The following is a 23,323-nucleotide window of genomic DNA, read 5'->3' as shown; positions in this document are numbered from 1 at the left end:
AAAACAAACTCCTCCAAGCTGTTGGGGGAGTTTGTTGGTTTACCGGAATATAAGCCCTGTTTAATAGATATCCCCGCCGCCATATTCCTCGATGAATTCATCGTAGGTCCCGAGCCGGTCAATCAGGCCGTCCGGCGTAAAACGGATGATGCGGTTGGCAATGGTATTGATGAATTCGTGGTCGTGTGAGGCAAACAGCACCGCGCCCTTGAAATCCACGAGGCCGTTATTGACCGCCGTAATGGATTCGAGATCGAGATGGTTGGTCGGCTGGTCCAAAACAAGGACGTTCGAGCCGAACATCATCATGCGCGAAAGCATACAGCGTACACGTTCGCCGCCCGAAAGCACGTCCACCTTCTTGAAGACGTCTTCGCCTGAAAAGAGCATGCGGCCGCAGAAACCGCGCAGGTAGGTCTCGGTAGTATCCTTGGAATATTGACGCAGCCAATCGAGAATCGTAAGATCACAACCGTCGAAAAACGCGGAATTATCCTTGGGAAAATAGGACTGCGACGTAGTACCGCCCCATTTGAAGGACCCTTCGTCCGGTTCAATTTCACCCGTCAGGATCTGGAACAGCGTGGTTGCGGCAATTTCCGTATCGCCAAGAAATGCGATCTTGTCGTCCCTGTTCATGCGGAAAGAAATTTGATTCAATACCTTTTCCCCATCGACCGTCTTGGAAAGTCCCTCCACGGCCAGCACCTCTTTGCCAATCTCGCGGTCAGGCGTAAAGCCTACGAATGGGTAGCGGCGCGAAGAAGCGGGCATTTCCTCAAACTCCAGCTTCTCAAGCAGCTTTTTACGCGAGGTCGCCTGCCGCGATTTTGATTTGTTGGCGGAGAAACGCTGGATAAAGCTTTGCAGCTCCTTGGCCTTTTCTTCGCTTTTTTTATTTTGTTCGCGCAGCATCTTCTGGATGAGCTGGCTGGATTCATACCAGAACTCGTAGTTGCCCACATACAGCTTGATTTTTCCGTAGTCAATATCCACCATATGCGTACATACCGTATTGAGGAAATGACGGTCGTGCGATACGATGATAAGCGTTCCCTCGTAATCGAGCAGAAAATCTTCGAGCCAGTGCACGCTCGCCACATCGAGATGGTTGGTCGGTTCGTCAAGCAGGATAATGTCCGGCTTGCCAAACAGGGCCTGCGCGAGCAGCACCTTGACCTTTTCGTTGTCGGGCAGGGAAGACATCGTTTGACAGAGGATATCTTCGGAAAGACCAAGGCCCTGAATCAGCCTGGAAGCATTCGATTCAGCCTCCCATCCGTCGAGCTCTGCGAATTCCGCCTCGAGCTCGCCAGCGCGGATGCCGTCTTCCTCGGAAAAATCAGGCTTTGCATACAGCGCGTCCTTTTCTTTGGTGATTTCCGCAAGGCGCGGATTGCCCATAACAATGGTATCGAGCACCGTAAAGTCATTATATGCAAAATGATCCTGTTTCAAAACGGACATGCGTGCGCCTTCCTGGATGTGCACGTCGCCCGTTGTGGAATCGAGGTCGCCCGACAGGATGCGCAGGAAAGTAGATTTTCCCGCGCCGTTCGCCCCGATGATTCCATAACAGTTTCCCGGAGTGAATTTGAGATTCACGCCTGAAAACAGGTTCGTTCCGCTGAAATTCAAACTTAGATTTGTGACCGTTATCATTAGTTGCTCCTTTTTGCCCAAGTTTTTCCATTATACCACAAAACCGGTGAATATGGTAAAATAGACATATTAATTTAACAGAAGGCAGTTATGGATTGGAAAGAAAGCGTTTCCCTATGGCAGCGGCTGGAGCGGGCACGCAAGCCGGTCATGCTCTATGGCATGGGAAACGGAGCGGATAAAATTTTGGATGAGCTTGCGCGGCGCGGCATTGCGGCGGCGGGCGTTTTTGCGAGCGACGAGTTTTGCCGGGGACAAATATTCCGCGGTTTCCGGGTGATAAATTACAAGCAGGCACGTGAGCGGTTCGGGGAAATGATCGTGCTTGTCGCTTTTGGCACGCAGCTCCCGGAGGTGATGGAGAGGATCAAACGGATCGCGCGGGAGCAAGAGCTTTACATACCGGATGTCCCAGTCTATGGCGGAGGGATATTCGATAAGGATTATTTGATGCTGCACGAGGCGGAGCTCCGCCGGGCGTATGCGTTGCTGGCGGACGGCCTTTCCCGTGAAACCTTCCGGGACATGGTCGAATATAAGCTGAGCGGAAAGCCGGAATACCTGTACCGCTGCGAAAGCAGGCCTGCGGAAGCCTGTAAAAACATCTTGAAGCTGGGAAATAGCGAATGCTATGTTGATGTCGGGGCCTACACGGGAGACACTATACATGATTTTATCGAAATGACGGATGGATATGAAAGGATTTTTGCCATTGAGCCGGACGCGAGGAATTTTGCCAGGCTCAAAAGCGCCGTAGAAGGCTTTGCGCGCATTGTCTGCTGGAATGTGGCGGCCCACGAAAGGGAAGGCAGAATCACGTTTGCCCAGCGCGGCGGACGAAATTCCGCCGCATCGGGGGCGGGATGGACGGTTCCCGCAAACAGCCTGGACAACCTCCTCGCGGGCGAGCGCGTTACCTATATCAAGTACGATGTGGAAGGGGAAGAAGCGGCGGCCCTGAGAGGAACGGAGCATATCATCCGGGAGCAAAAACCCAGGCTGCTCGTGTCCGCCTACCACCGGAACGAAGACCTGTTCCGCCTTCCGCTGCTCATAAAAGGCATGCGTCCGGATTACAAGGTACACCTCCGGCATTTTCCCTGTATTCCCGCTTGGGACACCAATTATTATTTTGTGTGATAAGTAAAACAGCAAAGAGGCCGGATATACTTCCGGCCTCTTTGCTTCGACGGAAGGACAATTCTGCGAAATGGCGAGTTACGGCGCTATTCAGTCCGCAGCGCTTCGATCGGCGGCATTTTCGCGGCCTTGTTGGCCGGGTTGATGCCGAAAATTACGCCAATTGCTATCGAGAACAAGACGGCAAGCAGGGCGACGCCTGCGGACATGGTGTAGGTCATATCCATCGCGAGGGAGAGTATGGCAAGCAGCACCCACGAAAGACCGAGGCCGATGAGGCCGCCAAGCGTGCTGACCACCAGCGCCTCGATCAGGAACTGGAGCAGGATTCGCTTGCGCCCCGCGCCGATGGCCTTGCGGATGCCGATCTCCCGCGTGCGCTCCGCTACGGACACCAGCATGATATTCATGATGCCGATTCCGCCGACGAGAAGCGAGATTCCCGCAATCCCGCCGAACATCATGGCCATGGTGTTTGTAATGGAATCCATGGATTCAAGTATTGTAGACTGGTTCATCACGGAAAACGCATCCTCATCCTTGAAGCGCGACATGAGCTCTTCCGTGAGGTCGGCCTCCGCCGCATCTACGAGCTCGCTCGATTCCGCGGCGACTGTGAAGGAGGCCACGCCGGAAATATAGAACATTCGCTGTGCCGTGGTATAGGGAATGATGATGTTGCTGTTTTCGCTGCCCATCAGCGATTCGCCTGCGTCCGCGAGCACGCCGACAATGAGAAAGCTGCGTCCGTCCACGGAGATGGTCTCCCCAACGATGTCTGTACGGCCAAAGAGGTCGTCCGCGATATCCGTGCCGACCACCGCGACAGCGGAATTATTGTTCACGTCGGGAGATTTTAGGAAACGGCCCGATTGCACCGTAAGGTCATTGATGTCCGCATATGCGGCGGTCGTTCCGACAACTGACGCCGTGGCGTTTGTATCCCCGGCCTTGAGCGTTGCGTTCTGCGTCGTCGTAGGAGCGGCATAGCCGATGCTCTCGTATTCGTCGGAAAGGTTTATGACATCGTCTACAGAAAGCGGCTGGTAGCGGGAGCTTGTGACGGTAACGGAAAGCGTTTCCGCGCCGAGGCTATTGAGCTCTCCGGCGACGGAATCTGTAGCGCCCCCCACGATGGATACCAATACGACCACAGCCATAATGCCGATGATAATCCCCAGCATTGTAAGAAAGGAACGCATTTTGTTTGCCACAATAGAGGCAAAGGCCATGCGGAAAGATTGTAAAATCATGATGCAGCATCCTCCGTTACCTGTCCGTCGAGGATGCGCAGGCGGCGTTCCGCCTTCTGCGCGATCTCGTCGTCGTGGGTGATGAGTACAATGGTGTTTCCGTTTGCGTGCAGTTCGTGAAATAGCTCCAGTATCTCCACCCCGGTCTTATGGTCGAGGTTCCCGGTCGGCTCGTCCGCAAGGATGAGCGAAGGGGAAGTTACGATGGCCCGTGCAATGGCCACGCGTTGCTGCTGTCCGCCCGAAAGCTCGGACGGCCTGTGCTCCATACGTTCGGAAAGCCCCATTCGGATAAGTGCGTTTTCAGCGCGTTCCCGGCATTCCTTTCGTGAAATCCCCTGGTAAATTAAGGGGAGCTCTACATTTTCAAGCGCCGTGTTTTTGGGCAGCAGGTTGAAGTTCTGGAATACGAACCCGATTTTAAAGTTGCGCACCCGCGTCAACTCATCCTCCGTATAGTCCTCGATGGCCTGTCCGTCGAGGAGATATTTGCCGTCATCCGCCGTATCAAGACAGCCGATGATGTTCATCAGGGTGGATTTTCCACTGCCCGACGGACCGATAATTGCTACAAATTCGCCGTCATTGATGGTAAGCGTTGCATGGTTCACAGCATAGAGCTCCTCATTTCCAATGGTATATATTTTTGAAACATTCTTCATCTGGATCATGAAAGCCTCCCTTCTTCAGCCCATGGGACCGCCGCCCATACCGCCACCGGGGAGCGTACCGCCCATGCTGTCATCGGGAGGCGTACCGCCCATGCCGCCCATTCCCTGCATCATCATCTGTTCAGACTCGCTGGAGGAGCTGCTTTCGGTATAAGCGACCTGCTCACCCTCGGAAAGCCCGGATGTGATTTCGACGTTGGTGCCGTCGGATAGCCCTGTTTCCACGACACGCCGCTCGCCCAGCCCTTCTTCGCCGTCTCCGGCAATGTATACAAATTGTTCGCTTCCCATCTCCTGAAGCGCGTCGAGGGGAATCAGCAAAACGTCCTCGCTGGTAGCAATGGAAATGGTCGCTGTTGCGTTCATTCCCGCAAGCGCCCCGGAGCCGGAAATATCGTCAAGCATGATCGTGACCGGATAAGTTGTCACACCCGACTGTGCTGTCCCGGAGGTTGAAACCTTGGTGACCGTTCCATGAAAGGAGTTATCCGGGAGCGCGTCCAAGACGACCGTTGCTTCCTGGCCCTGCGCAATCGTGAGAATATCGAGTTCATCTACGCTTACGGTGAGGGAATTCGCGTCGCCGATCTGGATCGTAAATGCAGTCTGTAGAAGCGAATCTTCACTGTCCGAGGCCGACGAATCGGCCGACGAATCGGCCGACGAAGCGGTCGATACCGCGGAAGATCCGGAACCGGCACTGTAAGAGGCGCTGCCGGAGGACGAGCTGGACGGCATACTGCCGTTTGCCGTGCTCCTTTGTGCGGCGCTTTCCGAACCGGCGGAGGGCTGTTCCTGCTGCTGCGTATTCTGCGCTGTATCGGTTGCGGCGAATACTGCGCGGAAGGAGAGGGTGTTTCCCTCGCTTTCCGTGCTGACGGTAAGGTTTTCAATGACCGCTCCCGTGACATTTACGGCCGCATCCGAAGCAAAGTGATACCCGGAAGCCGCTGTGAGCGTTACGTTGGCGGCGTAGGCCATACCCGCTTCAAATTTTGTTCCCGCGGGTTCCCATGAAATCGTACCGGTATATCCGTTTCCCGGCATGATCGTGCTCTGCGGCGTATTGCCGGTCACCGGATTATTGATGAAAACTTCAGTCACCCCGGTAAGCTCGGTCACTGTGCCCGTATCCGTGGGGATCATCCCGTCCGTTCCGGCAGGCACGGCAGACAGAAGCTGTATGGAATCCTCTCCGCCGGAAAGGGCAGATACCGCCCGTGCGGCGGATGCGGCAGACTGCGTGCCAGAGGAGTCGGTCTGGGATGAAGAGTCTCCCGAAGCGCTCACGGAAACTTCACCGATGGTGCCTGCACTTTCCGCCGTAATGGAATTGCTTTCCGCATATTTGAGCAATGTACGCAGCGCTTCCTCATATTCCGCCCGCTCTGTCAAAAGGGCTTCATATTCGCGGGAAACCGCCGCCTCGGTAAGCGTAAACAGGGCATCTCCGCTGTTGATGCTTTCGTTCAGGGAGACGTCTACGCTTTCTATGGTGCCTGTGCCGCCGAGGATCGCGATCGGCGTGTTGATTTCAAGCGTCCCCGTGCCCAGCTCCGTACCACCTGAGGAGATGGCGGCGCTGCTGCCGCAGGCCGGGCCGTTGTCGGTCAAAGTAACGGTGCAGGACTCCGCGGAAAGGGCGCTCACCGTACCTGTTTCCGTGCTGCCGTCCGGCAGGGCAACGCTGACCTCGGTACCGAGACCGAGTCCGTCCGTAGATGAAGGCGTAAATGTAACTTTCATTTTTCCGTCGATGGAGATCACGGCCAGAGAACCGTTTTCGTCGATTATACTGTTCGTGTTATCGCCTTCCGACGCAAAAAGCTGTTTTACACGTCCGCCCACAGAGGACGTGATGGTATCGGATTCGGTATCGTCTTTTGCATCGTCGATTTCGGAATCAAGGGACGTGAGCTCATCCTGTACGCTCACGATCGCATTTTGCAGGGAAGCGGCGTTTAAGGTTGCCAGGGTATCGCCCTCGGCCACGGTATCGCCTGCCTCTGCCAGGACGGATTCCACCGTTACGCCGGATGGAAGTTTTACATTTAAGGTATCTCCCGCGGCGAGGTTGCCCGAACCGACTACGGTCGTCTCAATCGTGCCCTTTTCCACCGTTGCGGTACGTGTCGCTGCCGCTGCCGACTGCATGTTCGCACGGAAAAGAAATTGCGGCAATAAGAAAACTGCCAGCAAAATGCCGGCAGCAACGACAGCTGCCACGGTGATCCATTTCTTTTTTGTCATTCTCTTTTTTTTCTCTTTAGTGCTCATGAAAGCCTCCTGGATTTTTCATTATTGCCATGGTTCGAGTATGAAAGTATTATGTGAAAACGGCATGAACCCCATGTGACGCGGGGCTAAAAGTTTTAATTGGACCGCTGGTAGCAGATTGACTTTTTTGATCGGCCATGCTATTATTTGTAAGTCGACTTTTCATGCCGAAGTGGTGGAACTGGCAGACGCGCTGGACTCAAAATCCTGTGGTAGCAATACCGTGTGGGTTCGATTCCCACCTTCGGCACCACGGCGCAGCAGACTGCGCCGCACGCGAAAGTCCCGCCTTTGGCGGGGCTTTTGTATATGCTCCGTTTTCATGCGTTGGGAAAAACCATATGCTCTGCGGTCCGCTGCGTTTATTCCGGAATATCCTGTATTCAAGCGGCCGTTGGCGTGGCCGGCCCCGGCTTCATGCTGTTTGTACTGTATCGGTTACAGATGCTTTTATATCCGTATATTACGGGGGGAATATGAGATGAAGAAGAAAGTAATAACGGCGCTTCTGTGCGTGCTCCTGTTGCTGACGGGATGCACTGAGGGCAGCCCGGACGGAACGGCTGCCGCGCCAACGGTCGTGTCCGCGATCGGGGACAGCCAAACCGGGCCTTCGTTTTCCCCGCAGCCGGAAGTAAAGTCCGCTGCCGGGATGGTGCTGACTGCGGATGAGGAAAGCTTTTTGCTGAAACATGAAGATGGAACGCAGCAGGCCTTTTCCTACGGCGTGGAGGATTCCGTCCTGCCGTTGGTACGCACCGTCGAACGGGGTGCGTCCGTCCGGGTGGCTTATACGGAAAACGGCGGCAAGTGCATCGTGCAGGATGTGCAGCTTGAGAGGGAAGCGCCGAATCCGCCTTTCAATTTGTATGAGGACCGCGCGGCAGAGATACTGCAAAGCATGACGGCAGCGGAAAAGGTGGGGCAGATGTTTTTTGCGCGTTGCCCGGAGGAAGATGCGGCCGGAACCGCCGAAAAATACCAACCGGCGGGTTATATCCTGTTTGACCGCGATTTCAAGGGGAAATCAAAAGCCGAAGTGATCGAAACAGTCAAAAGCTATCAGCAGGTTTCCAAGCTCGGGATGCTGATCGGCGTGGATGAAGAGGGTGGAACGGTAAAACGGGTCAGTAAGTATGAAGACTTGTGTGACGGGCCCTTTTTATCGCCGCAGGAGCTTTACAGCGAGGGAGGGATGGAACGTATCGTGAGCGATACGGCGGAAAAGGCCGGCGTCTTGAAAGGCCTTGGAATCAATGTAAATCTTGCTCCCGTATGCGACGTCTCTACAGATCCCGGTGATTTTATCTACAAACGGGCGTTTGGGCAGACTGCCGGGGAGACTGCCGGCTATGTCGCGGAAGTTGTCCGGCAGATGAATGAGAGTGGAATCGGCTGTACGCTCAAGCATTTTCCCGGATATGGCTCCAATGTGGATACACACACGGGAATCGCGCATGATACGAGGGAATACGATGCGTTTTTAAACAGCGATTTTCTTCCTTTCTCAGCAGGAATTAAGGAAAATGCGGGCGGTATACTCGTATGCCATAATATTGTGGAATGTATGGACGATGAGTACCCGGCCTCTTTGTCGGCACGGGTGCACGAAATTCTGCGTTCCGATCTCGGCTTTTCCGGCGTCATCATGACGGACGACCTCTACATGGACGCGGTCCGGGACGAATATGGCGCCGGCGAAGCGGCAGTGCTTGCCGTACAAGCGGGAAATGACCTGATTTTAAGCTCTCAGTTCGAAGAACAATATCAGGCGGTCCTGGATGCGCTTGGAGACGGCACGCTTCGCGAAGACCAGATCGATAAAGCCGTAAAGCGCGTTCTATGCTGGAAACTGTCCCTTGGAATTATCGAATAAACACGATTTTTGCAATAAAAAGGCGAGTTTTTTCGCCTTTTTTTGTTTTTTAATATTTCACCGCGGAAGTCCGGTTTACATTAAATAAAAAGGGTGAATTTAAAAAGAGGGAACAGGAAGATATGACAAAACAACCGGTAACGCCGCTCGCTTATTTGATGGATATGCTGTATATCCAGGGGACCCAGCTTGCAAAGGCCGTCCACGTAGACCGAACGATTATAAGCAGGTGGAAAAATGGACGCGCGGAGCTCAACATGAAATCACAATACTTCAGTGATATCGTGAACGCCATACTCGACATCAATAAGCAGCAGGGGATCAAAACTCTGGAACGCTTTTTTTCGTCCATCAACAATGCGGAAATACAGGGGAGGGATGAATTGTATGAATACGTCGCGCGCTGGCTCGTATCCAAGGATTTTGAGAAGGAATTCAAGGAGCCGGATAATGGGAACAGCCTGTATAACGCTTCCTATAAAATTTATAAAGGACCTTCCGGAAAGCGCGAAGCGATCCTTTATATGCTGAAAGTGGCGGATTCCCTCCCCGGTGGAGAGACCATCTGGGGCTATGATGCGGATTCCCATATCTTTTATTCCGGGTCGCATAATTCTTCTGCGTCACAGAAGCTATTTTTGGATGCGCAGAAAAAAGGACACAGGCTTAAGACTATGTTTTATATGAACCGCCCGGCGGATCAGATTTATAACATGTCCGAATACTGGCTTCCCATGTTTCTGTCGCCGCAGATGGAAGCATATTATACCTATGATACGGAGGTTCCCTTCTACCGCTATATTTACCTGATAAAGGGGAAATTGGCCCTGGTGGGCACGAATCACAATGACGATGCGGCGGATATGTACACAGCGGTATACGACGATCCGATGACGGTGGCGCAGTTTGATTCCTATTTGGAGAACCATATGAAAGGATTTAAGCCGCTGATGAAGCAGCTTTTCCACAAGGACCTGTGCGACGATTTCAAGGAAAATGAGATTGCTGAATTCCTTAAAAAAGATATGAACCAATATGTAAATGTCGCGTCCTCCCCGTTTATTTCAATCAGCAGGGAGACGATTGAAAATGTTATTTTCGAGATGCAGCTCACTGCGGCGGAGGAACGCAAAATCATGCGGTTTTACAGGACCTGCAACGCCAATTCAAAGAAATTTTTATCGGAGCGCCATTTCAGCCGCGTTATTTTCAGCATGGAATACATCCATTCGCTGCTCCCTGCGCATAAACTTGAAATACCGGTTTTTTCTTCTCTTCTTGGAAGAAAAGCAGAAATTTCGAGCACGAATATCGCGCGTGAAATCAAACTTTTTATCGACGAGACGAAAAACGATCCCAATGTGGAAGTGGCCTTGCTGCCCTATGGTACGGAACCGTTTTTGCCCGAAGTCAATTTGTGGGTCAAAGAAAACGCCATCGCCTATTTCTCCCAGGCGGCAGACACAACGGTCCGCGTTTTGACGGATGAATTTTTATCGGTCAACACTTTTTATTCCATGATGGAAAAATATTGGCAGCAGCTGCCCCATCAAAGTAAAGAGAAGGGGTGGGTCTACGACCAGATCACCCGTGCGGTCGCCGGGAAATAGCGGAGGAAGGCCGGAAAGAGCGCGTGCTTTCCGGCTTTTTGTTTCCGGGAACTCCGCTCCCGGTTTCACCAAAATATAAACAGGGTAAAAATCAATAGGAAATAGAAAGGGCCGATTTGTTAAATTTTTATTAAAGTAGATACTAAGGCTCCTTTTTGCCGCTGAAATGCGGTAGAATAGAAACGGGTTAAGGGGATTGCGGTAAGGCCCGACAGAAAAGATTTATTTGAAATTAATGCGAAACGGGGGAAGTTTGGGCTTTTTGTGTTGCCCGGAAAAGCGAAAAAAATGCTTTATGAAAAAGTTATCAATTATTATTCCGGTTTATTACAATGAAGAAAATTTGAAGGACATGTATGCCGGGCTTAAGGAAAAGGTCCTTGGCGTCCTGCCCTGTGAATATGAAATCATTATGGTTGACGATGGCTCGGGAGACGGTTCCTATGGAGTTATGGAAGAATTGGCCGCGCAGGACAAACATATGACGCTGGTAAAGCTTTCGCGGAATTTCGGCGAACATGCGGCGCTTCTGGCCGGCCTTAACGTATGTACGGGGGATTGCGCCGTTAAAAAATCGGCAGACGCGCAGGAACCTGCGGAACTGATCCTAAATTTGCTGAAGAAATATGATGAGGGCAATGATGTGGTGCTGGCAGTGCGGAAAGACCGGAACGAACCGGCGGCGCAGCGTTTTTTCTCCAACCGTTATGCGTCTATGATGCGAAAATACGCTTTGCCCAACATGCCGAAAGGGGGCTTTGACAGCTTTTTGATCGACCGCAAGGTGATCGATGTGCTGATCTCCATGGACGAACTCAATACGTCACTCATGAGCCAGATCCTGTGGAGCGGTTTTAAGACTGCCCAGGTGGGCTATACGCGGCTTGAGCGTAAAGCCGGAAAATCACGGTGGAGTCTTTCAAAAAAAATCAAGCTTACCGCAGATTCCCTGCTCGGCTTTTCCACCGTTCCGGTGAAGGCGATCGGGATTGTAGGCAGCATATCCTTTGCGGCATCGCTTGTGTGGCTTGCTTGCTACCTGATTTATTGCTTTGCTGTAAAAACGCCGCTTGAGACCCTCACGGTGGTTGTCCTTTTGCTGTTTTTGCTTTTTGGCATGGCGATGATGGCCATATCGATCCTGGGAGCCTACCTGTGGCGGACGTTCGACGCTGCGCGGAATCGGCCGGTCTTTATCATTGAGAAGGTGAAGCGGCATGAATAAGCTGAGGCCCGCGAGACGTTCGTTCCGGGAAATCGTACGGCAGGAGCATCTGGTTTTTATTGTACTTGTCTTTGTATTTTATTACGCCTGGAGTTTGATCCTGCCGCCTAATGTGGCGCCCGATGAAACGATGCGGTATAAAATACCGGCCTTTATCTATCAATATGGAGCCTTGCCGCATGGCGCGGACCCCTTGGTGCGGGATCCGCTGTGGGGGATTTCCTATGGTTTTACACCAATCCTGCCGCAGATCATCAGCGCAGGGTTCATGAAGATTGCCGGGCTGTTTACAGCGGATGAATTTGCGCTCCTTATGGCGGCGCGAATGGTGAGCGTGCTGTGCGCAACGGCGACGGTATGGATCGCTGTGAAAATTTCCGGAGAACTTCTAAAAGGGGCGTTCCGGTGGCTGTTCGTCATATTGATTGCATTCCTGCCGCAGTTTTCTTTTCTGGGAAGCTATGTTAATAACGATTGTTTTGCTGTTTTTTCGACGGCGGTTATATTCTATGCATGGGTAACGGGATTAAAATATAAATGGCCGGTGAAAAGCTGCGCATTGCTTGGGATCGGAATGGGCCTGTGCGCAATGTCATATTACAATGCCTATGGCTGGCTCCTTGCAAGCATCATCCTGTTTTTCGTCTCCAATCTGGCGATGGACCGTGCAAGGTGGAAAGACCGCCGTTTTCGCGTAAAGCTCTATGTGGCGGCGGGCCTCTTTGCGGCCATTGCCGCATGGTGGTTTATCCGCAGCTATATCATTTATGACGGAGATTTCCTTGGACTTAATATTACCGAGCACTACAAGGAACTATATGCGATAGACGAGCTTAAGCCGTCAAATGCGCCGACTGTCCAGGAGCAGGGCGTCTCGGTGGTCGGGGTGCTGTGGAATATGAAATGGGCGGCGACTACGTATTACAGCTTTATTGGCATTTTCGGATCGATGAGTGTGCTGATCCCCGGGTGGATCTACAAAATATATGCGGCCGTCTTTCTTGCAGGTATGGCAGGATGCGTCGTGCGTTTTATCCGCTTTATAAGGGAACGGGATGTAAACAAAGGAAAAAAATGGCTTATGGGCCTTTGTATGGTGCTTACTATGATTATCCCAGTGGCCCTTAGCATATACTATTCCTATACAAGCGATTTTCAGCCGCAGGGCCGGTATATCATGTCGTTGCTGATTCCGCTGATGTTGTTCACAACCATAGGGATTGAAACGATACTAAGATGGATTTTCAAAGATAAGACGGCAGCGGTCTTTGCCATCATTCTTGCCGCCGGGCTGACGGCCGTTGCCGCCTATGTTTTTTTCGGCGTCTACCTGCCGCTTTATACATAAACTGAAAGGAATTTACGATGATTAGTTTTAACGTTCCGCCCTGCGGACCCAACAGTTTCAGATATATCAAGGAAGCCGTGTTCCGGCGGCATACCTGCGGGGACGGAGAATTCACCCAGCGGTGCAGTCAATGGATCAAGCTCAACTGTGAGATATCCAACGCGTTCCTGACGACATCATGCACGCACGCGCTTGAAATGGCGGCCATGCTGTGTGCGATTGAGCCGGGCGACGAGGTGATTATGCCGGCCTATACCTTCGTTTCTACCGCCAACGCATTCGTGCTGCACGGGGCGAAAGTTGTATTTGTAGACATCAGGCCGGACACCATGAACATCGATGAGACCCTGATCGAACAGGCGGTTACAGAAAAGACAAAGGCCGTCGTACCCGTGCACTATGCGGGCGTGGCGTGCGAAATGGATACGATTATGGACATTGCCGGGCGGCATAATCTCAAGGTCGTGGAAGATGCGGCGCAGGGCGTGAAATCCGCTTACTATGGGAAAGCGCTTGGGACACTGGGCGACTTCGGCTGCTTCAGCTTCCATGAAACAAAAAACTACAGCATGGGCGAGGGAGGCGCGCTTCTCTGCCACGGGTCGCGGTATACGGAGCGCGCGGAAATTATCCGTGAAAAGGGAACGAACCGCAGTAAATTTTTTCGCGGACAGGTCGATAAATATACGTGGATGGACTGCGGCTCGTCCTATCTGCCGAGCGACATTAACGCCGCTTTTCTCCTCGGCCAGTTCGAGATCGCGGACGTGATCCTCCTTGACCGCATGAAAAGCTGGGAGCGTTATTATAACGGCTTGCTGCCGCTTGCGGAAGAAGGCTTTATCGAACTGCCCGCGATCCCGGAAGGGTGTGCGCATAATGCCCATATGTTTTATATCAAGGCGAAGGACCTGGAGGAGCGGACGGAGCTCATTTCATTCCTTAAAAGCAGGTATATCGAGACGGCTTTCCATTATATCCCGCTGCACAATGCACCGGCAGGGAAACGGTTCGGCGTGTTTGCCGGGGAAGATAAGTATACTACCCGTGAAAGCGAACGGCTTCTGCGGCTTCCGATGTATTATGAACTGCAGGAAGACGATGTGGATTATGTCGTTTCTATGATACGCGAGTTTTACCTGAACCGGGAGGTCCGCGTATGAAGAAAATCGCAGTTATCGGAGCGGGCGAATTTCAAAATCCGCTGATTCTGCGCGCGAAGGAGATGGGATACGAAACGCATGTATTCGCGTGGAAAAACGGGGATATTGGAGAACGCACCGCAGATTTTTTTTATCCGATCAGTATTGTGGATAAAGAAGCTGTGCTTGAGACGTGCAGGCAGATCGGGCCGGAGGCCGTCGTGACCATCGCCTCCGATCTGGCAACGCATACGGTGAATTACGTTGCCAGGGCGCTCGGCCTGCCATGCAACGACGAAAGATGCACCGAATGCTCCACAAACAAATACCGAATGCGGAAGGCACTGAAGGAAGCAGGGCTGGAAACGCCGGAATTTGTGCTGCTGGAAACGCCGGAAAGTGCACTCGGCCTTGAAAACCTGGCCTTTCCCTTTATTATTAAACCGACGGACAGGTCGGGAAGCCGGGGGATCGCGAAAGTCCATACCCAAAGCGAGGCGGAAGAGGCGGCACGGGCGGCGATCGGATATTCATTTGAAAAGAAAGCGATTGCGGAGGATTTGATTACCGGGCCGGAATACAGCTGCGAATGTATTTCACAGGAAGGCGAACACCATCTGCTGGCTTTTACCCAAAAGGAAACGACAGGGGCTCCGCATTTTATCGAGACGGGACATACTGTTCCGGCGGATATTTTACCGGAATGGCAGGAAGACATACGGAAAACGGTGTTTCAGGCGCTCGATGCGCTCTGCATCACAACGGGCGCGTCGCATACGGAGTTTCGGTTATCCGGGAACGGTGTCCCGCATATCATTGAGATCGGGGCGCGTATGGGCGGCGATTGTATTGGCTCCCACTTGGTCCCGCTTTCTGCGGGATATGATTTTCTTGGCATGGTGATAGACGCTGCGGCGGGAAGACCGATCCGGCTGGCGGCGGAGCCGCATTATGAAGCGGCGGCGATTCGTTTCCTGTTCTCGCCGGAGGATGTGGAACTGCTAAAAGCTGTTAAAGAACGCCGCCCCGGGTGTATCATTGAAGAGAGTCCGTTAAAACGGGAAAACCTCTCCCGGGCGGAAGACAGTTCGACCCGTGCGGGGTTTTATATCATGGCCGGATCGAAAAAAGAAATAGAGCAGATCATGCGCTTCACAGGAAAGGAAGGTTAAAAGACAATGAAAAAGCACTGGATATTGGCCGTTCTTGCGGTTTTAACGTGCGCACTCGTTCTGGCAGGCTGCGACAGCGGCGCAGGCGGTCCGGCTGCGGAGCCTGCTCCCGCAGTAACGCAAAGCGCCGCGCCCGCGGCTACAGAATCGCCCGATATTGCCAGCGAGTCCCCTGCGGTGGACACAGCGGCTTCGGCCGCATCTCCCTCAGCATCGGCGGGCGGCAGCACGCTTACCGTCAGTGCGACGGAATCCGTAAAAAAGATGCCGGATATTGCATATGTCAGTATCGGCGTTCGTACGGCCGGCGCTACGGCGAAGGAGGCGCAGGAGGAAAATGCGTATATCACGCAATCCTTCCTGGACGCGGTTAAAACCCAGGGAGTCGCCGAGGACGACCTTGAAACGCAAAGCCTGAATGTGTATGAGGACTATGAAAATCCGCAGCAAACGGTGGTGGAGAACACTTACCGCGTTACAATACGCGATATCGACACTGTAGGCACAGTGATCGACGCCGCGGTCGCGGCCGGTGCGAACTCATCTTATTCGCTGTCCTTTGACCTCGCGGATAGGGATTCCGTTTATATGGAAGCGCTTGCCCGGGCGATGGAGACCGTAGGCAGCAAAGCGGAGGCCGTAGCGCAGGCGGGCGGCTATGCGATCGTCCGTCCGCAGTCGATCACGGAAGGCAGCGCGGGATACAGCGCCGAGCCTTACCTGGCGGCGGAATCCGCCGCGATGGATACAGGTGCGGCGAAGGGGGCGGCAACACCAATCAGTCCGCAGGAAATTGAAGTTTCCGCGACGGTCACGGGGACCTATATTATCGAATAACGAGGACGAAATATCCCGCATACAAGCGCGGGATATTTTTTTGCCCTCCGCTTTTGGAGAAATGTCTTCGGAATATAACAAAAAAGGTTGTTTGCCGGGCAAAAGAGGGCTATAATGCCATAGGGATTATTTTAGCTCCATGGGAGGAAGCCAGTGAAAAGTTTATTTCAGGTAGGCATTGTGCTCGCGGTCTGCTTCGCGGGCGAACTGATCTCGGAGGCGATTCCGGTTGCGATCCCGACAAGTGTTGTCAGCATGATTTTATTGTTTGCCTTATTGCTGGCAAAGTGCATCAAACCCCGCCATATCGAACGGTTTGGTGATTTTCTTTTGAAAAACATGGCGTTTTTCTTTATCCCTGCCGGCGTGGCGATCATGGAGCAGTTCGGCCTTTTGAAAAATTACCTGCTGCCTTTTTTGCTCATTTGCTTTATGACGACGGTCATCACCTTTCTTGCGACGGCCTATACGGTCAAGGCGGTGATGGCAGTACAGAAAAAAATGCGGGAGGGAAAACGGTATGAATGAACTCATAAGCTCTCCTTTCTTTGGCGTCGTGTTATGCATTGGGACTTATGCCGTGGGCCTGTGGATCAACCGCAAAACAAAATCACCGGTCGCGAATCCGCTGCTGATCGCCATTGCGCTGGTTATTGCGATATTGCTTATTTTTCATATCCCGCTCGAGGAGTTCAATAAGGGCGGGGATTTCATCGCGTTTTTTCTGATTCCGGCGACTGCGGCGCTCGCCTTGTCTATCTACCGGCAGGTCTGGCTGCTGAAACGGAATTTTCTTCCCATTATTATAGGAAGCGCGGTCGGTTCGCTTGTATCCATGGGCAGTGTATACGGCCTGTGCAGGCTCTTCCGGCTTGACGAAGTGCTTACATACTCCCTTATCCCGAAATCGGTGACAACGCCGATTGCGATGGATGTGTCCCTCCAGCTTGGCGGGGAACCCTCCATTACGGTCGCGGCGGTCGTTGTGACGGGAATCACAGGGGCGATTCTCGCACCGGCGTTTATCAGGCTGTTCCGCGTGAATAATCCGATTGCAGCCGGCGTTGCCATAGGCACGTGCAGTCATGCGCTCGGGACCGCAAAAGCGCTTGAAATCGGGGAAGTTGAGGGCGCGATGAGCGGCATTGCCATCGGCGTCTCGGGAATACTGACAGTCCTTTTTGCAATGCTGGTCGCGTAACTTGCTTTTTGGCCGTCTTTTCCATCCTGTGGGAGAGGCGGCGTTTTTATCAGGCCGGATCTGTGGGAAAAGTTCAGAAAGTTTTAACAGGATCATGGCGCATATTATGGCGCAAAGAGGCCTGTGCGGTTTGATTTTAAGCCCCGGACATGGTAGAATATTAGCGCCGCAATGCGGCGTTTTATTGCAGCTTGCCAAATGGCTGTGTGCCAGCTGTTCGTGAAAAACTGCTGTACAGTATATACATGGACGCCGGTAAGGCGTATGGGTCCGTTTCTGCGCCCATGCAGAGGATTTCCGTGCAGCAGGCCCGAAAGAGAATAAGAAACTGGCCGAAAGCTGCTGTTTTCCCGGTGCGCCGGGCGCGGCGTTCAGTCAACTTGCCGTAAGGAGGACTTTTATGGCGGATACGTTGCTTGCGATTGATGGAAACAGCCTTGTCTTCAGGGCTTACTGGGCGCTGCCCACAACGATGCAGGATAAAGAAGGAAGGCCGACAAACGCGATGTACGGTTTTTTTACAATGCTTTTCCGCGTGGTGGAAGAATATCACCCGACCTATATTGCGGTGGCCTTTGACCGGAGCGAGAAGACCTTCCGGCATAAAAAATATGAGGAATACAAGGCGGGAAGACGTAAAACGCCGGATGAGCTGCTTGCGCAGATACCCATGCTCCAGGATGCGCTTGGGCGTGTCGGCGTAAGTTGGGTAGACCAGGCGGGTTACGAGGCGGACGACATCATCGGTGCGCTGTCCGTGCAGGCGGAAGGCAGGAATATGCCTTCCTATATTTTTACGGCGGACAGGGACCAGCTTCAATTGATCGACGACCATATCAGCGTGGTGCTGACCAAAAAAGGCGTTACCGAGACAAAACTGATGACAAAAGACGTGCTGCTGGAGGAAATGGGCCTTGCTCCCGCGCAAATACCGGACCTTAAGGCGCTGATGGGCGACGCTTCGGATAATATTCCCGGGATTGCAGGCATTGGGGAAAAGACCGCGCTTAAGCTGCTGCACGAATATCCCACCATCGAAACGCTTTATGAAAATCTGGACCGGCTTCCTAAAAACAAGCTGTATGAAAAGCTTGTGGGGGGAAAAGATTCGGCGTTCATGTCAAAAGATCTCGCAACGATCGAGACAGATATGCCCCTTGAAAAGAAGCTGGATGATTTCCGTTTCACCGGTTTTGAGGGAGACGGCCTGCGCTCGGTGAGCGAACAATATCGGTTTACTTCCTTCCTGAAGCGGTTTGACCTCGGAAGCGAAAAGATAAAAACGGTAAAGACGGAAACCATTTCCCCGCAGGAATTAACGATTTTGGATGATGCCTGTGAATTCGCCTTCCTTGTAAAGGACGGCGTGCGCCTTGCGGTCGATGGAGAGACGGAGTATGTGATCCCGCTAAAGCAGACCCTGCTGGATGAAGGATACGATTTGAATGATGTGCTGCGCGCGCTGAAACCTTTTTTAGCGGACAAAAAAGTGATCGCGCACGATGTAAAAAGCCTGATGCATGAATGGGGCGCTTTGTTCCATGATTTTTACGATACGATGCTCGGCGCATGGGTATTGAGTCCTTCTTATCCCAAATACGATCTTGCCAGTGTTATGAAGCGGGCGGAGCTTGAAGAAAATGCCGCCGGGCTGTTCGAGCTTTCGGAGCGCCAGCGGGACGAGATCGAACGCATGGAGCTTGAAAATGTCATGTATGAAATCGAAGAACCGCTCCTTCGCGTGCTTTATGCTATGGAGGAAGAGGGCTTCCGCGTGAGCGGGGAGGAACTTGCGCGGCTCGGCGAAAAATATGATAAGGAAATCAGCGGCCTCACGGCGAAAATTTTTGAACTCGCGGGGCAGGAGTTTAATATCAGCTCTACCAAGCAGCTTGCAGAGGTTTTGTTTGAGAAATTGAGGCTGCCCGTTGTAAAGAAGACGAAAACAGGCTATTCGACGGATATCGAAGTGCTGGAGAAACTGGAAGGCAAACACCCGGTCATTCCCTATATCGTGGAATACAGGGCGCTCACCAAGCTTAAGGGCACCTATATAGACGGCTTGACCGGCATGATTAGGAACGGGGTCATCCATACGACCTTTTTGCAGACGGCAACCGCGACGGGACGGCTGTCAAGCGCGGAACCAAATTTGCAGAATATACCGGTTAAATCCGCTATGGCCAACGATATTCGCAGCGCGTTTGTGGCGCCGGACGGTTACAGGATCGTGTCGGCGGACTATTCCCAGATCGAACTGCGCATTCTCGCGGCGATTGCGGATGACAAGCATCTGAAGGATGCGTTTATGAAAGGGCAGGATATCCACGCGCGGACGGCGGCGGAGGTTCTTGGAAAGGATATCGGAGCGGTTACCCCGGCAGAGCGGGCGAGCGCCAAGGCGGTCAATTTTGGAATCGTATACGGCATCAGCGATTTCGGCCTTGCGCGAAACCTTGGCATTACGCGCAAACAGGCGGCGGACTATATCGCGCGGTATTTCGAGGAATTCAGCGGAGTGCGCAAGTATATGGACGAGATCATTGCCCAGGCGCATGAAGACGGCTTCGTACGGACGCTGTGCGGGCGTATCCGGTATATCCCGGAGCTTTCCTCGGGAAATTATAACATTCGTTCATTCGGAGAGCGGGCGGCGCTCAATACGCCCATACAGGGCAGCGCCGCGGATATCATCAAGATTGCTATGAACAGGGTGGAGAAGGCTTTGGAGAAGCAAGGATATGAATCCAAGCTTGTGTTGCAGGTGCACGACGAACTGATCCTCTATGCAAAGGATGATGAAGCAGGAGCCGTAACGGAACTGCTTCGGGATTGTATGGAAAACGCAATGGAACTGGACGTGCCCCTTCGCGTAAATGTGGCGCAGGGCAGAACGTGGGCGGAAGCAAAATGAAACGTACCATAGGCCTTACGGGAAACAGCGGTGCGGGGAAAAGCACGGTTGCCGAATATCTGGCGGAGCTTGGAGCGGAGGTGATCGACGCGGACCAAATATCGCGCGACCTTTGCAAGCCCGGGCAGGCGGGCTATCTTGCGGTAAGAAAAGCTTTCGGACCGGAGTTTTTCCGTGGGGACGGAACCCTTGACAGGCAGAAGCTGGGAGCGTACGTATTTGCCGATCCCGCAGAGCTTGTCCGCCTGAATAGCCTCCTGCATCCGCTTGTTCTAAAAGAGGTGCGGCGGCGTAAAAAGGAATCTGCAAAAGACACCGTGGTAATCGATTGCGCCCTGCTGGTCGATACCGGGCTTGACCGCGACACCGATGAAATCTGGCTTGTGCGCGCGGGGAAAGGGCAAAAGCTCGCGCGTATCCGCAGCCGGGACGGTATCGATGAAATACATGCGGAAAACCGGCTGAAAAGCCAGGCCGGGGAAGAGGAATTACTGGCCCGCGCGGATGTCGTGCTGACTAACGACGGAACGCTCGAACAACTGAGAAAGCAGATCGGGGAATATTTTTATGGGAAGAGTGGGAACTAGGCGCCCAAGGGGCGCAAACAGAACAGTCGTCGCAGTTATCTGCATTGTTGTGGCGGTTGCTTTAGTATTGACCTGTATCTTTGTGCTGATGCCGCAAATCGAACGGCAGCAGTATAAATTGGAATATGCCGGTTTAATTGAACAATATGCCGGCCAGTATGGGCTTGACCCCTATTTTGTTGCCGCGATTATCCATACGGAAAGCGGCTTCGATCCGGAAGCGGTATCGGGCGCGGGCGCGATAGGCTTGATGCAGATTATGCCTGAAACGGGCGAATGGATCGCCGGGAAGCTTGGACTGGAAAATTTTTCCAGCGATAATCTTTTGGACCCGGAAACAAATATCGAGATGGGCTGCTGGTACCTTCAGTTTTTGCAGGAGCGCTTTGATACGCTGCCGGTGATGATGGCGGCGTATAACGCGGGCCACAACAAAGTGAAGGAATGGCTTGCGGACCCGCAGTATTCGGATGGAACGAATCTGACGAACATCCCCTATGGAGAAACGGACAATTATGTCAAAAAGGTGACGAAAGCATATGAAAAATACAAGGAATTGTACGAGTTGGGGTAAAAAACTTGCCGCACTTCTGCTCGCTTGCGCGACGCTTGCGTTGTGCGCCTGCGGAAACTTGCTTGGCGGACCGCAGGACAGCGCGGAAGCGCCGGCATCCGCGTCTTCTTCCGCGTCCGCGGCGACGGAAAAACAGGCGGGCGGCGATCTTTTTATTGCGATGCCTGCGGATACCGGCTCGCTTGATCCCCTGACAGCGGCAGACGAAGACCTCGTGAACCTGCTTACCTCGATTTATGAGCCCGCAGTGCGGGTTAATGCAAACGGACAGCCGGAACCATGTCTGATCGAATCGTGGGAAGCAGATGAAAGCGGCCGGGTATATACCTTTAAGGTGCGGCAGGATGTTTTTTTCGCGGACGGAAGCACGCCGCTTACGGCCGAAGATATCGTATACAGTGCAAAACAGGTCGGCGCATTGACGGGCGCGCAGTTCGACGCTCCCGTGCCTGTAGAGCCGAACCCGGAAGGGACGCAGGATCCGAATGCCCAGGAGGGAACACAGGACCCGGACAACCCGGAAGGAACGCCGGGCGCGGATTCTTCCACGGAGGCGTCTTCTTCTGCTGAGACCAGCCAAACGGAATCGTCTGACCCCGGGGCCGGTTCGACGGAGTCGCCAACCATTGAAATCCCGCAAACCAACCGCTATGCGCAGTATAATTCGCTGGTGGAGAGTATCGAAGTGGTGGACAGTGCGACGGTAAAGCTTACTATGACCAAGCCGGGCGTTGAAGCCCTTTACTTTATGTCGTTCCCTGTCATGAACGAGGCTCTGCACGCCGGCGGACAAACGGTCGGGACGGGTCCCTACAGGATCGAATCTTTCGATGCAAGCACCGAAATGGTGCTTACGGCGAATGGAGCATGGTGGAACGGACAGCCCAATATCCCGACAATCGTAGCGCGTCCGATGACGGGCAGCACGGCGAAACTGGAAGCGGTATCGACCAGCATCCTCGACTTTATTACCACAGATGTTCTATACGCAGGGAAATACAAAATTGCGGGGAAGACGCAGGTAATCGACTATATGACCAACTATTACGATTGTCTGCTTCCCAACCTTGGCAACTCGACGCTTGGGATTACGGAGGTAAGACAGGCGATCTCTTACGCGATCGACCGGCGCGAACTTATCTCGACTGTGCTTATGGGGCACGGGGTGCCTGCGAATATGCCCATTTCCCCTGATTTTTATGCGTATGATTCCAAGTATAATCAGGATGAAGACCTTAAAACAGCGCGTGCCCTCCTCGAAAGCGCGGGTTACCGGAGCAGTATGGACGGGACGGGTAACGCCCTCCGGTTCACGATTATCGTGCCGGACGACAGGGAAATGTCTTACCGGATAGAAGCCGCGAAGGCGATCAAGAAGCAGCTGGAAGGGGTGGGTATCGAAATTACGGTAGAAGAGCTGAACCAGCAGGAGTATTACGACCGTCTGCAGGCCAAAAACTTTGAACTCGCCCTGTGCAGCTTTTATCTGGATGAAGACCCGGATATCAGCTTCTTGTTCAATCCGGGCGGTTCCGCCAATTACGGCGGGGTAGACAACGCAGAGATTACAGCCGCGATTGACGCGGCGCGCAACGCGTTCACAGAAGAAGCCATCAAAACCAATTACAGCGAGCTGCAAAGATTGCTTACGGAGCGGGTACCGCAGATCGGCCTTTATTACCGCATGAATTCCATTGTGTGCAGCGAACTTCTGACGGGCGTCGGCAGCCCGCGCCAGGGCGAGGTGTTTGCGCAGGTGAACGAATGGTACTATAAGAAAAGTTAGCCGTATGCCGTTTTTGTTTATCAAATAGATAGACGGGTGGAATTTGTA

General features: G+C 53.0%; 18 protein-coding genes and 1 tRNA gene. 15 read left to right on the top strand and 4 right to left on the bottom strand.

Going from position 1 to position 23,323, the window contains the following annotated elements:
- Window positions 1-60: 60 nt before the first annotated feature.
- Window positions 61-1,662: an ABC-F family ATP-binding cassette domain-containing protein gene (locus B1H56_RS05430; RefSeq protein WP_066518097.1), complete on the bottom strand. Its 1,602-nt coding sequence runs from the start codon at window positions 1,660-1,662 to the stop codon at window positions 61-63.
- Between the two features lie 90 nt (window positions 1,663-1,752).
- Here B1H56_RS05430 and B1H56_RS05425 point away from each other — a divergent pair, with 90 nt between their 5' ends.
- Window positions 1,753-2,802: an FkbM family methyltransferase gene (locus tag B1H56_RS05425; RefSeq protein WP_066518100.1), complete on the top strand. Its 1,050-nt coding sequence runs from the start codon at window positions 1,753-1,755 to the stop codon at window positions 2,800-2,802.
- A gap of 86 nt (window positions 2,803-2,888) precedes the next feature.
- Here the strand turns inward: B1H56_RS05425 and B1H56_RS05420 are convergent, their stop codons facing one another.
- From B1H56_RS05420 to B1H56_RS05410, 3 genes are read right to left on the bottom strand one after another with little or no spacing between them, the layout of a single operon-like run.
- The gene (locus B1H56_RS05420) at window positions 2,889-4,055 is read right to left on the bottom strand and encodes an ABC transporter permease (RefSeq protein ID WP_066739895.1); all 1,167 of its coding nucleotides are present in this window, start codon (window positions 4,053-4,055) and stop codon (window positions 2,889-2,891) included.
- Window positions 4,052-4,726, bottom strand: a complete 675-nt coding sequence (locus tag B1H56_RS05415) for an ABC transporter ATP-binding protein (RefSeq protein ID WP_066518104.1) — start codon at window positions 4,724-4,726, stop codon at window positions 4,052-4,054. Before B1H56_RS05415 ends, B1H56_RS05420 begins: the two co-directional genes overlap by 4 nt.
- Window positions 4,727-4,741: 15 nt before the next feature.
- Window positions 4,742-6,976 carry a permuted SH3 domain-containing protein gene (locus B1H56_RS05410; protein ID WP_162938960.1) on the bottom strand — a complete coding sequence of 745 codons (2,235 nt, stop codon included), beginning with the start codon at window positions 6,974-6,976 and terminating at the stop codon, window positions 4,742-4,744.
- A gap of 193 nt (window positions 6,977-7,169) precedes the next feature.
- Between B1H56_RS05410 and B1H56_RS05405 the strand changes: the two genes are divergently transcribed.
- The 14 genes from B1H56_RS05405 (at window position 7,170) to B1H56_RS05340 (ending at window position 23,275) form a co-directional block, all read left to right on the top strand.
- Window positions 7,170-7,256, top strand: a tRNA-Leu gene (locus tag B1H56_RS05405).
- A gap of 228 nt (window positions 7,257-7,484) precedes the next feature.
- Window positions 7,485-8,879 carry a glycoside hydrolase family 3 N-terminal domain-containing protein gene (locus B1H56_RS05400; protein WP_066518110.1) on the top strand — a complete coding sequence of 465 codons (1,395 nt, stop codon included), beginning with the start codon at window positions 7,485-7,487 and terminating at the stop codon, window positions 8,877-8,879.
- A gap of 122 nt (window positions 8,880-9,001) precedes the next feature.
- Complete coding sequence (locus B1H56_RS05395) at window positions 9,002-10,489, top strand: hypothetical protein (RefSeq protein ID WP_066518112.1); 1,488 nt, start codon at window positions 9,002-9,004, stop codon at window positions 10,487-10,489.
- Window positions 10,490-10,784: 295 nt separating this feature from the next.
- Complete coding sequence (locus B1H56_RS05390; protein WP_066519225.1) at window positions 10,785-11,714, top strand: glycosyltransferase family 2 protein; 930 nt, start codon at window positions 10,785-10,787, stop codon at window positions 11,712-11,714.
- Complete coding sequence (locus B1H56_RS05385; protein WP_121418969.1) at window positions 11,707-13,062, top strand: ArnT family glycosyltransferase; 1,356 nt, start codon at window positions 11,707-11,709, stop codon at window positions 13,060-13,062. Before B1H56_RS05390 ends, B1H56_RS05385 begins: the two co-directional genes overlap by 8 nt.
- Window positions 13,063-13,079: 17 nt before the next feature.
- On the top strand, window positions 13,080-14,225 hold the full coding sequence (gene rffA / locus B1H56_RS05380) for a dTDP-4-amino-4,6-dideoxygalactose transaminase (RefSeq protein WP_066518116.1): 1,146 nt from the start codon (window positions 13,080-13,082) through the stop codon (window positions 14,223-14,225).
- The gene (locus B1H56_RS05375; RefSeq protein ID WP_066518119.1) at window positions 14,222-15,376 is read left to right on the top strand and encodes an ATP-grasp domain-containing protein; all 1,155 of its coding nucleotides are present in this window, start codon (window positions 14,222-14,224) and stop codon (window positions 15,374-15,376) included. The genes rffA and B1H56_RS05375 overlap by 4 nt, the downstream gene beginning before the upstream one ends.
- A 6-nt stretch (window positions 15,377-15,382) precedes the next feature.
- Window positions 15,383-16,213, top strand: coding sequence for an SIMPL domain-containing protein (locus tag B1H56_RS05370; protein ID WP_066518121.1), 831 nt, complete (start codon window positions 15,383-15,385; stop codon window positions 16,211-16,213).
- 153 nt (window positions 16,214-16,366) lie between these two features.
- Window positions 16,367-16,741 (top strand): CidA/LrgA family protein, encoded by a 375-nt coding sequence (locus B1H56_RS05365; RefSeq protein ID WP_066518123.1) that lies wholly within the window; start codon window positions 16,367-16,369, stop codon window positions 16,739-16,741.
- Window positions 16,734-17,414, top strand: coding sequence for an LrgB family protein (locus B1H56_RS05360; protein ID WP_066518124.1), 681 nt, complete (start codon window positions 16,734-16,736; stop codon window positions 17,412-17,414). Before B1H56_RS05365 ends, B1H56_RS05360 begins: the two co-directional genes overlap by 8 nt.
- Before the next feature lie 400 nt (window positions 17,415-17,814).
- A complete protein-coding gene (polA, locus tag B1H56_RS05355) occupies window positions 17,815-20,328 on the top strand; it encodes a DNA polymerase I (RefSeq protein WP_066518127.1) in 2,514 nt (837 codons plus the stop codon).
- On the top strand, window positions 20,325-20,915 hold the full coding sequence (coaE, locus tag B1H56_RS05350; protein WP_066518128.1) for a dephospho-CoA kinase: 591 nt from the start codon (window positions 20,325-20,327) through the stop codon (window positions 20,913-20,915). The genes polA and coaE overlap by 4 nt, the downstream gene beginning before the upstream one ends.
- Window positions 20,896-21,489, top strand: coding sequence for a lytic transglycosylase domain-containing protein (locus B1H56_RS05345; RefSeq protein ID WP_066518129.1), 594 nt, complete (start codon window positions 20,896-20,898; stop codon window positions 21,487-21,489). Before coaE ends, B1H56_RS05345 begins: the two co-directional genes overlap by 20 nt.
- The gene (locus tag B1H56_RS05340; protein WP_066518131.1) at window positions 21,455-23,275 is read left to right on the top strand and encodes an ABC transporter substrate-binding protein; all 1,821 of its coding nucleotides are present in this window, start codon (window positions 21,455-21,457) and stop codon (window positions 23,273-23,275) included. Before B1H56_RS05345 ends, B1H56_RS05340 begins: the two co-directional genes overlap by 35 nt.
- Window positions 23,276-23,323 lie beyond the last annotated feature (48 nt).

The sequence above is a fragment of the Christensenella minuta genome (assembly GCF_003628755.1).
Lineage (GTDB): Bacteria > Bacillota > Clostridia > Christensenellales > Christensenellaceae > Christensenella > Christensenella minuta.
The sequence above is the reverse complement of the archived record's forward strand: the minus strand, read 5'-3'. Positions and strand labels throughout refer to the sequence as shown.

Bases quoted from the DNA above. Each gene is read 5' to 3' on its own strand.
- B1H56_RS05430 (WP_066518097.1), bottom strand. From the start codon at position 1,662: ATGATAACGGTCACAAATCTAAGTTTGAATTTCAGCGGAACGAACCTG.
- B1H56_RS05425 (WP_066518100.1), top strand. From the start codon at position 1,753: ATGGATTGGAAAGAAAGCGTTTCCCTATGGCAGCGGCTGGAGCGGGCA.
- B1H56_RS05420 (WP_066739895.1), bottom strand. From the start codon at position 4,055: ATGATTTTACAATCTTTCCGCATGGCCTTTGCCTCTATTGTGGCAAAC.
- B1H56_RS05415 (WP_066518104.1), bottom strand. From the start codon at position 4,726: ATGATCCAGATGAAGAATGTTTCAAAAATATATACCATTGGAAATGAG.
- B1H56_RS05410 (WP_162938960.1), bottom strand. From the start codon at position 6,976: ATGACAAAAAAGAAATGGATCACCGTGGCAGCTGTCGTTGCTGCCGGC.
- B1H56_RS05400 (WP_066518110.1), top strand. From the start codon at position 7,485: ATGAAGAAGAAAGTAATAACGGCGCTTCTGTGCGTGCTCCTGTTGCTG.
- B1H56_RS05395 (WP_066518112.1), top strand. From the start codon at position 9,002: ATGACAAAACAACCGGTAACGCCGCTCGCTTATTTGATGGATATGCTG.
- B1H56_RS05390 (WP_066519225.1), top strand. From the start codon at position 10,785: ATGAAAAAGTTATCAATTATTATTCCGGTTTATTACAATGAAGAAAAT.
- B1H56_RS05385 (WP_121418969.1), top strand. From the start codon at position 11,707: ATGAATAAGCTGAGGCCCGCGAGACGTTCGTTCCGGGAAATCGTACGG.
- rffA (WP_066518116.1), top strand. From the start codon at position 13,080: ATGATTAGTTTTAACGTTCCGCCCTGCGGACCCAACAGTTTCAGATAT.
- B1H56_RS05375 (WP_066518119.1), top strand. From the start codon at position 14,222: ATGAAGAAAATCGCAGTTATCGGAGCGGGCGAATTTCAAAATCCGCTG.
- B1H56_RS05370 (WP_066518121.1), top strand. From the start codon at position 15,383: ATGAAAAAGCACTGGATATTGGCCGTTCTTGCGGTTTTAACGTGCGCA.
- B1H56_RS05360 (WP_066518124.1), top strand. From the start codon at position 16,734: ATGAATGAACTCATAAGCTCTCCTTTCTTTGGCGTCGTGTTATGCATT.
- polA (WP_066518127.1), top strand. From the start codon at position 17,815: ATGGCGGATACGTTGCTTGCGATTGATGGAAACAGCCTTGTCTTCAGG.
- coaE (WP_066518128.1), top strand. From the start codon at position 20,325: ATGAAACGTACCATAGGCCTTACGGGAAACAGCGGTGCGGGGAAAAGC.
- B1H56_RS05345 (WP_066518129.1), top strand. From the start codon at position 20,896: ATGGGAAGAGTGGGAACTAGGCGCCCAAGGGGCGCAAACAGAACAGTC.
- B1H56_RS05340 (WP_066518131.1), top strand. From the start codon at position 21,455: ATGAAAAATACAAGGAATTGTACGAGTTGGGGTAAAAAACTTGCCGCA.